Annotated in this window: 3 protein-coding genes and 1 pseudogene; 3 read left to right on the forward strand and 1 reads right to left on the reverse strand. The window is 73.9% G+C overall.

Translation table 11 applies throughout. The features are described 5' to 3' along the window. Together E4P40_RS29240 and E4P40_RS27305 are read left to right on the forward strand one after the other, a co-directional pair. Positions 1 to 661: pseudogene (locus E4P40_RS29240) on the forward strand (hypothetical protein); the annotation flags it as partial. Between the two features lie 67 nt (positions 662 to 728). Next, on the forward strand, positions 729 to 1,235 hold the full coding sequence (locus tag E4P40_RS27305) for a universal stress protein (protein ID WP_135161424.1): 507 nt from the start codon (positions 729 to 731) through the stop codon (positions 1,233 to 1,235). 131 nt (positions 1,236 to 1,366) lie between these two features. Here E4P40_RS27305 and E4P40_RS27310 read toward each other — a convergent pair whose 3' ends face one another. Then, entirely contained in the window at positions 1,367 to 2,011 is a 645-nt protein-coding gene (locus E4P40_RS27310; protein WP_135161425.1) for a TetR/AcrR family transcriptional regulator, read from the reverse strand. A 143-nt stretch (positions 2,012 to 2,154) separates the two neighbouring features. Here E4P40_RS27310 and E4P40_RS27315 point away from each other — a divergent pair. Beyond that, on the forward strand, positions 2,155 to 2,305 hold a 151-nt coding region (locus E4P40_RS27315), incomplete at its 3' end, for an NAD(P)-binding protein (RefSeq protein WP_135161426.1).

A 2,305-nucleotide genomic window follows, 5' to 3' on the forward strand; every position in this document is an offset into this window, starting at 1 on the left:
CTCCCGACGGCTGCTCGCCGAGGTGCCGCAGCGTCGCGACGTCTTCCCCGTGTCCGACCGGGTCGAGGAGATGCTCCGGCTGGCCTCCGACGAGGCCGCGGCGCTGGCCGAGGCCGGGGCCGAGGAGGGTGACCGCCTCCTGGCCGAGGCGCGGCTGGAGGCCGACGCCCGGCTGCGCAAGGCGCACGAGATCAAGGAGATGGCCGTCGCCGCGGCCGACGAGCTGCGCGAGCAGGCCCGCCTGGAGCGGGCGGAGGCGCTGGCGCTGCTCGAGCGCGCCCGCGCCGACGCCGACGAGATCCGCCGGGCGGCCGCCGTGGAGCGGGAGCGGCTCGACGAGGAGGCGGCCGAACGGCGGCAGAAGGCCGACCGGGCGGCGATGGCCCACCTGCTGACCGTCCAGGAGCAGGTCGACGGATTGCGTCGGCAGCGCGACGAGGCGCGGCAGTCGCTGCGCCAGCTGACCGACCAGATCGGGCGGGCGCTGCAGGCGGTCGTCGGCACCCTGCCGGATGTTCCGCCCGTCGCCGACCAGCACGTCGTCCCCGTGGTGCGGATGGTCGACAACGTCGTGGCCGACGACCGGGTCGACCCGGCGTCCGACGGCGCGCCCGAGGCCCGGACGCCGGCGAACGGCCACCGCCAGCCCGTGCCCTCCTGATCTGCGCCCTCCGGATGAGAAGCTTCCGGCAGCGGCAGGACGCCGCCGGTCGGAAGGGGAGGCAACGGTGGACGACGTCTGCGAGGTCGTGCAGATCGACGGCGGGGTCGTCGTCGGGCACGACGGCTCCAAGTGTTCGCAGGAAGCTCTGCAGTGGGCCGGGCGGCTGGCGCGCCGGGCCGACATCGAGCTCCACGTGGTGCGCGCCTGGTCGATGATCACCGCACCGCAGCCGAGCACCTGGACGCCGGGTTACGTGCCGCCGCTGCCGGAGTGGGAGAAGGCCGTGTTCGACGAGCTGACCGCCCACGTCCGGAAGGCCGGGCTCGACCCGTCGGTGCGCGTGACCTGTCACGTCGTGCACGACAAGGCGGCCCCAGGACTCATCGGCGCCGCCCGGAACGCGAACCTGCTGGTGCTCGGCGCGCGCGGCCGGGGCGGCTTCCGCGGCCTGCTCCTCGGCTCGACGAGCGATCAGCTCGTGCACCACGCACCCTGCCCCGTGACCGTCGTGCGCAGCGGCGCCACCGGCCGGGACATCGAGGCGGCCGGGAGCGCACTCGCCGCCGAGTGACGCGGGCCCGTCAGCCTGATGATCAGGTCACCTGATCATCAGGGGTCCTGGCTCACCGTCGACGGTGAGGTGGGACCCCACCAGGTGAGCCAGGACAGTGGTGCGGTCGACGATCGGGCTGTCCGCCGGGGTCAGTCCGCGGGCGCGGTGCCGTAGATGGCGCGGAGCCACACCTCCAGCAGCACCTCGACGACGTCGGCCTCCGCCACCGCGGGACCGTCGCCGCTGAACGTCGCGTAGAGCACCCGCTCGTTCAGCGAGTTGAGGACGACGGCCAGGTCGCGCGCCGACGGACCGGGCGGAGCCGCGCCCCGCGCCCGCTCGGCCTCGACGGCCGCTGCGCACCGGTTCGCCCAGTTGTCGAAGACCTTCGCCCACAGTTCCCGGATCTCGGGATTCGTCGACCGGGCCTCCGCCCAGGCCAGCGTCAGTGCGCGGTGGGCGCGGAAGGTGTCGTAGTAGGCGGTGATGGCCCGCCGCCAGGCCTCCCGGGGTCCGCCCGCCGGCAGGCCGAACGCCTGCTCGCTGACCGCGTCGGCCTCGGCCACCACGCGATCCAGCAGCGTCAGCAGGACGGCGTCCTTGGACGCGAAATAGAAGTAGAAGGTCGGGCGGGAGAGGCCGGCGCCGCGCGCCAGGTCGTCGACGGAGATGGCGCTCAGCGGCCGCTCGGACAGCAACCGCTCCGCGGTCGTGAGGATCGCCAGCTCACGGTCGTCGCCGGAGGGCCGCGCCGGGCGGCGGCCGCGGACGCCGGCGGACGAGTCGCTCGACACAGTGCACAGATTACCCGCGCGCACCCGTTTCTCAACACTGTGTTGACTCGTTCGACAGAGCGTCGATAACGTCGGTGCCGCAGAGTCGCGCGGCAGTGCCGACCCCCTGCCGGCTCCGCCGGCCGAGCCCCTGGAGTGCACGCATGATCCCGGAGCGCCACGCACACGAGCACGTCGACGTCCTCGTCGTCGGAGCCGGCCTGTCCGGCATCGGTGCCGCCTGCCACCTGCAGGAGGAGTGCCCGGACAAGACGTACGCCATCCTCGAGTCCCGCGGCGCGATCGGCGGGACCT

The sequence above is a fragment of the Blastococcus sp. CT_GayMR20 genome (genome assembly GCF_004570345.1).